At 74.8% G+C, this 6,886-nt stretch carries 7 protein-coding genes; 2 read left to right on the top strand and 5 right to left on the bottom strand.

Going from position 1 to position 6,886, the window contains the following annotated elements; all coding sequences use genetic code 11:
• Positions 1-46: 46 nt before the first annotated feature.
• The 4 genes from VGR37_21620 to VGR37_21605 all read right to left on the bottom strand — a co-directional run bounded on the left by VGR37_21620 (position 47) and on the right by VGR37_21605 (position 5,545).
• The gene (locus tag VGR37_21620) at positions 47-2,401 is read right to left on the bottom strand and encodes a serine hydrolase (GenBank protein ID HEV2150011.1); all 2,355 of its coding nucleotides are present in this window, start codon (positions 2,399-2,401) and stop codon (positions 47-49) included.
• 153 nt (positions 2,402-2,554) lie between these two features.
• A complete protein-coding gene (locus tag VGR37_21615) occupies positions 2,555-3,250 on the bottom strand; it encodes a response regulator transcription factor (protein HEV2150010.1) in 696 nt (231 codons plus the stop codon).
• Positions 3,247-5,046: a HAMP domain-containing sensor histidine kinase gene (locus VGR37_21610; GenBank protein ID HEV2150009.1), complete on the bottom strand. Its 1,800-nt coding sequence runs from the start codon at positions 5,044-5,046 to the stop codon at positions 3,247-3,249. Before VGR37_21610 ends, VGR37_21615 begins: the two co-directional genes overlap by 4 nt.
• A gap of 139 nt (positions 5,047-5,185) precedes the next feature.
• Positions 5,186-5,545, bottom strand: coding sequence for a cupin domain-containing protein (locus tag VGR37_21605; protein HEV2150008.1), 360 nt, complete (start codon positions 5,543-5,545; stop codon positions 5,186-5,188).
• Between the two features lie 171 nt (positions 5,546-5,716).
• Between VGR37_21605 and thpR the strand changes: the two genes are divergently transcribed.
• Positions 5,717-6,301, top strand: coding sequence for an RNA 2',3'-cyclic phosphodiesterase (gene thpR / locus VGR37_21600; protein HEV2150007.1), 585 nt, complete (start codon positions 5,717-5,719; stop codon positions 6,299-6,301).
• A 38-nt stretch (positions 6,302-6,339) separates the two neighbouring features.
• Positions 6,340-6,681 (top strand): 4a-hydroxytetrahydrobiopterin dehydratase, encoded by a 342-nt coding sequence (locus VGR37_21595; GenBank protein HEV2150006.1) that lies wholly within the window; start codon positions 6,340-6,342, stop codon positions 6,679-6,681.
• A 65-nt stretch (positions 6,682-6,746) separates the two neighbouring features.
• Here the strand turns inward: VGR37_21595 and VGR37_21590 are convergent.
• The coding region (locus tag VGR37_21590) for an IS4 family transposase (GenBank protein ID HEV2150005.1) at positions 6,747-6,886 on the bottom strand (140 nt) is incomplete at its 5' end.

Here is a 6,886-nt window from a genome sequence, read left to right as displayed (position 1 = left end):
CGCCCCCCCCCCCCCGGGGACCGCCGGCGTCCACGTGGGGCCGCCGCTACCGGGTGCGGCGCGTCCGGGCGGGAGAGGCGGTCCGCCGCAGCGCATCCCGCCGCGCCGCCTCCAGTGCGTCCGCCGAGGGCACCGCCAGGTCGGGCTGGACGCCGACGCGCTCCCACTCCCGGCCGGTGCGCGGGTCCCACGTCCGCATGATGGAGACGGAGGCCGCGAGCCCCGCGCCGATGGGGAAGATGCCGTTGGGGCGTCCTGCCCCCGCCGTCTTCTCCCCCACGATCGTGGCGCGCCCCAGGTTCTGCAGGACGAAGGGCACGTCCTCCGCCGCGGAGGCGGACCCGCCATCCACCAGCACGTACAGCGGGACGTCGGTGCGGCGAGGTCCCGGCACCTGCGCCAGGGTGGTGCGGCGCACCGTGTCGCCCTGCACCGGATCGAACACGTTGAGCGCGTGGACGCCGGGGGCGACGAAGTGGCTGATCAGGAAGTTGGCCATGCGCCCGCTCCCGCCGGGGACGCCGCGCAGGTCCAGGATCATGGCCGCCGTGCCGTCCAGCTTCCGCAGGGCGTCGGCCATCGCGTCGAACGACTCCGTGACCATGCCGAGCTTGAGGTACCCGACGTTCCCCTCCAGCCGCTCCACCCGCTCGATCCCGTCCGGGCTCCCCCCGGACGCCGGGCGCGCCGGGCCGCTCCGCCCGCCCTGTCTGGCCGCACTCACGCCCAAGTGCTTGTCGCCGTTCACGGCGCGAAGGTCGGTGGTGAGCGCCGCGGCCAGCTCCTGCGGGGTGGCGAGCCGGTCGTAGGCGCCGGCTCGCGCCCGCTCCCGGAGCCGGGCCGTGATCATCCGCGCCGTGTCCGGGGTCACGTAGTAGCGCTCCACCACCGCGGCCAGGCTGTCGAGCACCTGGCGCCGCAGGTCGGCGCCGAGGGTGGCGGGCGGCGCGGGCTCCGGGCCGCGCTCCCCGCCGCCGGAGGCGCCGCCCACCTGGCGCAGGATCGCCGGGGCGAGCTCCGACGCGACCGGGGGATCGAGGTTGGCGAGCACCACGACCACTTGGCGGGTCTCGGGGTTCACCGTCCAGGAGGCGTTGATGCCGGGGGCGCCGCCCGCCAGCGCCAGCTCGCCCCGGGAGCGGGCGCCCGCGGCCTCAGGCCGGAAGCCGTTCAGGAACAGCCCGGTGTGGGCGCTGTCCAGGAGCTGCTCGCCGAGCAGCGCGCGCACGAACCGGCCCAGGTCCTCCGCGTTGGAGTACCCGCCGCCCGCCGGGGAGCCCCGGGGCGGGCGGGTGGCCTCGTTGGAAGCCAGGGAGTCGCCTCCGCTCCGCCGCGTGTACCCGATGGCGGTGTTCTCCTGCCCGGCCCTCCGCCCGTAGGAGTTGGTGGACGTCATCCCCGCGGGGGCGAACACCCGGTCCTTCACCACGTCGTGGTACGGGCGCCCGGTGACCGCCTCGATCACCCCTCCCAGCACCGCGTATCCCAGGTTGCTGTACCGGTTCCGCGTGCCGGGCTCGAACTCCAGCGGCACGGTGCGGGCGAGCGCCACGTACCCCGCGACCTCCTGGAAGCGCGAGCGGTCGGCCACGAAGGCCGGGTGGTTCAGGTAGTCGCCCATCCCGGAGCGGTGCTGGAGCAGCTGCCGCAGGGTGACCCGCTCGGCGATCTCCGCGGGGAAGCCCTCGAGGTGCTTGCCGAGGGGGTCGTCCAGCCCCAGGCGCCCCTCCTGGGCCAGCTGCAGGATGGCGACGGCGGTGAAGTTCTTGTCGAGCGAGCCGATGTTGAACCGTGTGTCCGGGCGGTTGGGGATGCCGGCGGCGCGATCCGCCATGCCGTACGCCTTGTGGAAGACCGGCCTGCCGGCCTGGTTCACCAGCACCACGCCGGAGAACCGGTCCTCCTCCGCTTGCCGGCGGAGCTGCCGGTCCAGGTCGTCCAGCGAGGAGAAGACGATCGCCGGGCGCTCCTCGTCCGGTCCGACCCGGAACCCCTCGATCCGGTGCGGCGGCTGGGGATTCACTTCCAGCGTCACCCGCAGCGGGTCCCCCGCGGCCGGCTTCAGGACCACCGCGATCTGCTCGGGGGAGCGCATGTCGATCCCCACCACCCGTGCGCCGGCCGCCGCTTCCCGGATCTGCCGGAACCGCTGCACGTGCGTTTCCACGGGGACGCGCTGGAGGGGGCTGCCCATCCGCTCCTGCAGGAAGGTGCGAATGCTCGCCTCGTCGGTCTCCTTGAGCATGGCGAGGAGCGCCTGCGCCTGCCTTCCGGCGGGGGTGTCGGGGATGTCCTGCGCGGGCGCCGGGGCGGGGTGCACCAGCAGGAGGAGGGCGGCGGCCAGTCCCGCGGCGAGGCGCCGGCGCCGGGCCCGGGATGGGGCCGGGTCGAGCGTGTTCATTGCAGCCTGGGGCTTGGGGTTCGAGCCGGCCCGCACGGAGGGCGCCGGCATGGCTCCAGGATAGCCGCCGCGGCGCGGGCGAAGGTTACGGGGGCGTCGCGATGTGTAAGGAGGGGCGTATGCGAGTTGTAAGGGAGGCGTGAGCTCCGCCCGTCACGGCTGCAGGCGGTAGCCCGCCTTCCACACGGTGAGGATGTGGCGGGGCTCGCCGGGGTCGTCCTCCAGCTTGCGGCGCAGCTCGGCCACGTGCATGTCCACCGTGCGCGTCATCACCGCGGCGCGGTGACCCCACACCTCCTGGAGCAGCTCCAGCCGCGACGCGACCGCGCCCTGGCGCCGGACCAGCGCCAGGAGGAGGTCGAACTCCTTGGGGGTGAGCGCGACCGGCTCTCCCCTGCGCCGCACGGACCGGGAGGCCGGGCTCACCTCCACCTCTCCGAAGCGCTCCACCTCCGGCGCGGGCGCACGGGTCTGCGCCGCGGTGCGCCCCGCGCGCCGCAGCAGGGCCTGCACCCGCGCGAGCAGCTCCAGCAGCCCGAACGGCTTGGTCACGTAGTCGTCGGCCCCCAGCCGGAAGCCGAGCACCTTGTCGGCCTCCTCGCCGCGCGCGGTGAGGATCAGGACGGGGACCTCGTCCCCCTCGTCCCGGAGCGTCTTGAGGACGCGGTAGCCGTCCATCCCGGGGAGCATCAGGTCCAGGACGAGCAGGTCCGGCCGGTGCTCGCGCGCGGCGCGCAGGCCCTCCGGGCCATCGGCCGCGACGACGACCTCGTGCCCCTCCAGCTCCAGGCTGGTGGAGAGCCCGAAGGCCAGGTTCTCGTTGTCCTCCACCACCAGGATCCGGGTCATGGTGCCGCCTCCTGTACGCGGCGGGGCGTGCCGGCCGCCGTGCCCGCGCCCGCTTCGGCCGCGTGCGGGAGCGACACCGCGAAGCGCGCGCCTCCCCCGGGCGCGTCCTCCACCGCCACGCTCCCGCCGTGCATCTCCACCAGCTCGCGCACCACCGCCAGCCCGATGCCGCTCCCGCCCGTGGCCGCCTCCACGTCGCGCTCCAGCCGGCGGTACGGCTCCCACACCCGCTCCCGGTGTCCGGGCGCGATCCCGGGGCCCTGGTCGTCCACCCGGAGCCGCACGACGCTCCCCTCGCGCTCCAGCCCCACCGTGATCCGTCCGCCGCGTGGGCCGTACTTGGCCGCGTTGTCCAGCAGGTTCAGCAGCACCTGCCGCAGGGCGTCCGGGTCCGCCGGGGCGCAGATCCCCTCCTGGAGCTCCGTCCGGAGCTCCACCTCCCGGGCGCGGGCGAGCGGGGCGAAGGAGTCCACGATCTCCCGCACCAGCGGGGCGAGCTCCACCGGCACGGGGGCGATCCGGTCCGCCCGGCGCTCCGACCGGGAGAAGCGCAGCACGTTCTCCACCAGGTACGTCAATCGCTGCGCCTCCTCGTTGATGATGCGGACCGACTTCCGCCGCTGGGCCTCTCCCAGCCGGTCGGAGTCGAGGAGGTCCGCGAAGAGGCGGATCTGCGCGAGCGGGGTGCGCAGCTCGTGCGACACGCCGGAGACGAACTCGCTCCGCAGCCGGACCAGCTCCTGCTGCCGGCGGAGCTGCACCAGCGCGACCGCCACGAGCCCCAGCGTCAGGGCGAACACCCCGAGCAGGAGGGGGAGCCGCGAGCGCGGCAGCCCGCCGATCACCAGCCGGCCCGCGACCTCCGGGCGCACCGCCACCCGGGTGACGATCTCCGAGAAGCCGTTCCCCAGCGTGTCCACCACCACGGGCGAGCCCCCGGCCCCTCCCGGGGTCCGGAACACGGTGTCCCCCGCGGCGGAGAGGGCAGCGACCGACAGCACGGCCGCGTTCGGCGCGTCGCCGGTGAGCGAAGGCGGGAGCAGCGGCATCCTCGCGACCACGCCGCGGAGCACGGGAGCGGCGAGCTTCGCCGGGTCGAAGGCGAAGCCGTACGCCCGCGCCGGGCGGCCGTCCTCGTGCTCCACCGCGTACGCCACCGAGACCCGACGCCCCTCCACCACCCCGGTGGCGATGGGCGGCACCTCCACGCGGACGACGGACCGGTTCGCCGCCGCGCCGCGGGTGAGGAGGATCTCCTGCTGGATCAGCGGCATCGGGCGTCCGGCGGGCGGGGGCAGCGCGGGGGCGGTCAGTGCGCGCGCGAGCCAGTCCCGGAACGCCGTGGAGGCGGGGCCGGAGAGGAGCTGCAGCTCGCCCCCGCGGAGGTCCATCCGGAAGAAGTGGTGGACGGCTTCCGGGCAGGCGCACCAGCCCAGCGACTCGCGCACGGCGGCGGGGTAGGATCGCAGGGCGCCCCCGGGACCGTCGGCCCGGCCCGGACCGCCGGAGACGCGGGGGCGGGGCAGGCGCGGCTCCATGGCGAAGGGCGACCCGGCCGAAACCGCCAGGGTGAGCCGCCGCGCCAGTGCGTCCTCGGTGCCCCGGACCAGCTCCCAGGTGGCGAAGGCGGCGTAGTCGCGGAGCGCCCGCTCCCGCGCGCGCTGGTGCGAGCGGGCCGTGTCCTGCACCTGGTACGCGAGCACCGTGGACAGGACCAGCAGGGTGAGCAGGATGGGGAGGATCAGCGATCCGGGGCCGCGGCGGAGCGTCCGCGGCGGCCGGGGCGGCTTGGGCATCTCGACCTTCGTCGTCCGGCGATGACGGGGCACCCCGGAGGCTGACCCGGGCGCGGGTCACGGCCCACGCGCTCCCCGAAAGCTACGCCGCCGGCGGGAGCGCGGGTATGCGCCCCGTAAGGAACTCGTAAAGGTTCTTTCAGAGCCGTTCCAGCTCGGTGCGCGTCCGCTCGTTGCGGAGGTTGCCGGTGTTGAGGGTGGACGCCGGCTCGAAGAGCAGGACGTGCGCCTCCTCCTCCGCCACGGGCTGGTGCTCCACGCCGGCCGGGACCACGAGGAGCTCGCCCTCGTCCAGCACCACCTCCCGGTCGCGCAGGCGGATCGTGAGCCGGCCCCTGACCACGAGGAACAGCTCGTCCTCGTGCTCGTGGTGGTGCCAGTCGAACTCGCCCAGGAGCTTTGCGAGCTTCACCTGCTGCCCGTTCAGCTCTGCGACCACCTTGGGGCTCCAGTGCTCCGAAAAGAGCGCGAGCTTCTCCGCCAGGTTCACCTTCTCCATCGGGCCCCTCCGTTTCGTGCGTACCCCCGCCGGGCCTTCCCCGGCTCCTTCCCGGCTGGAAGTCTCCGCGCCCGCCCGGCGAGGCGCAAGGTGTGCATCGCCGGCTGCTCGCGAGGGCGACAGGCCAGCACGAGGAGATCGGGCCACGACGGCCCGGGAGCGAGGGGGAGCATGGCGGCGAGCGAGGAGCGGCGGGGCGGGGGAGAGCGCCTCTTCCTGGCGGTGGACCTGCCGGAGGACGCCCGGCGCGCGCTGGAGGTGCACCTGCGCGAATCCCTGGCGGGGCGCCCGCTCCCCGGCCGCGCCGTGGCCCCGCGGAGCTGGCACCTCACGCTCCGCTTCCTGGGCGACACCGCCCCGGAGCGCCGCGTCGGCGTGGTCCGCGCCCTGCGGGAGGCCGACCCCGGCCCGGCGTTCACGCTGGGCTTCGGGGGGCTGGGCGCCTTTCCGCGCCCGGCGCGCGCCTCGGTGCTGTGGCTGGGGGTGGAAGAGGGGGCGGCGCCGCTCCGCGCGCTCGCCGCGACCGCGGAAGAAGCGGCGCGGCAGGCCGGCTTTCCCGCCGAGGCGCGCCCCTTCTCGCCGCACCTGACCCTGAGCCGCATCCGCCCCCCGCAGGACGTGCGCGGCGTGGTGGAGCGCGTCCCCGCCTTCCGGGAGCGGATCCCGGTGGAGGAAGTGGTCCTCTTCCGCAGCCACCTGGGCCCGGGAGGGGCGCGCTACGAGGCCGTCGAGCACTTCCCCCTGCGCGCCCCCTGACCCGCGCGAGACCGCCACCCGAACCCGCGAGACACGCCATGTCCGCACCGCACGACGAGCACGACGTTCGCGAGCGCCTGGCCGCGCAGCTTCCCAGCTGGCGCTACGAGGACGGGCACCTGGTCCGCGTCTTCGAGACCGGCGCGTGGCACCGCACCCTGCTCCTCGCCAACGCCGTCGGCTACCTGGGCGAGGCCGCCTGGCACCACCCGGACCTCCTCCTCAGCTACCCGCGCCTGACGGTGAAGCTCACCACGCACGACGCGGGGGGGATCACGGAAAAGGACTTCGAGCTGGCGCTGCGCATCGAGGAGGTCGCCACCTGGCAGCCGCCCGAGGGCTCGGCCCTGACGGGTCCGGAGCGTGGCTGGTTCACCTGAATCCGGGCAGGCCTCCGAGGGCCCCCACCCGGCTCGCTTAGGCTCGCCACCCTCCCCCAATTCAGCTACGCATTACCCACATCTCGGAGGGTCTGGAAAGCGAGAGTGAAGTCGAAGAGTCTGCGCAGCCCGATCCAGAGGCTTTTGACCCCCGGCTCACCATCGCCCTTGCGTCCCAGGAAGCCGCCGAAGGAGGCGATCTCCC

The organism is Longimicrobiaceae bacterium (assembly GCA_035936415.1).
Classification (GTDB): Bacteria; Gemmatimonadota; Gemmatimonadetes; order Longimicrobiales; family Longimicrobiaceae; genus JAFAYN01.
This window is presented reverse-complemented; position numbering and strand designations above follow the sequence as displayed.

Bases quoted from the DNA above. Each gene is read 5' to 3' on its own strand.
- VGR37_21595 (HEV2150006.1), top strand. From the start codon at position 6,340: ATGTCCGCACCGCACGACGAGCACGACGTTCGCGAGCGCCTGGCCGCG.
- VGR37_21615 (HEV2150010.1), bottom strand. From the start codon at position 3,250: ATGACCCGGATCCTGGTGGTGGAGGACAACGAGAACCTGGCCTTCGGG.
- thpR (HEV2150007.1), top strand. From the start codon at position 5,717: ATGGCGGCGAGCGAGGAGCGGCGGGGCGGGGGAGAGCGCCTCTTCCTG.
- VGR37_21605 (HEV2150008.1), bottom strand. From the start codon at position 5,545: ATGGAGAAGGTGAACCTGGCGGAGAAGCTCGCGCTCTTTTCGGAGCAC.
- VGR37_21620 (HEV2150011.1), bottom strand. From the start codon at position 2,401: ATGAACACGCTCGACCCGGCCCCATCCCGGGCCCGGCGCCGGCGCCTC.
- VGR37_21610 (HEV2150009.1), bottom strand. From the start codon at position 5,046: ATGCCCAAGCCGCCCCGGCCGCCGCGGACGCTCCGCCGCGGCCCCGGA.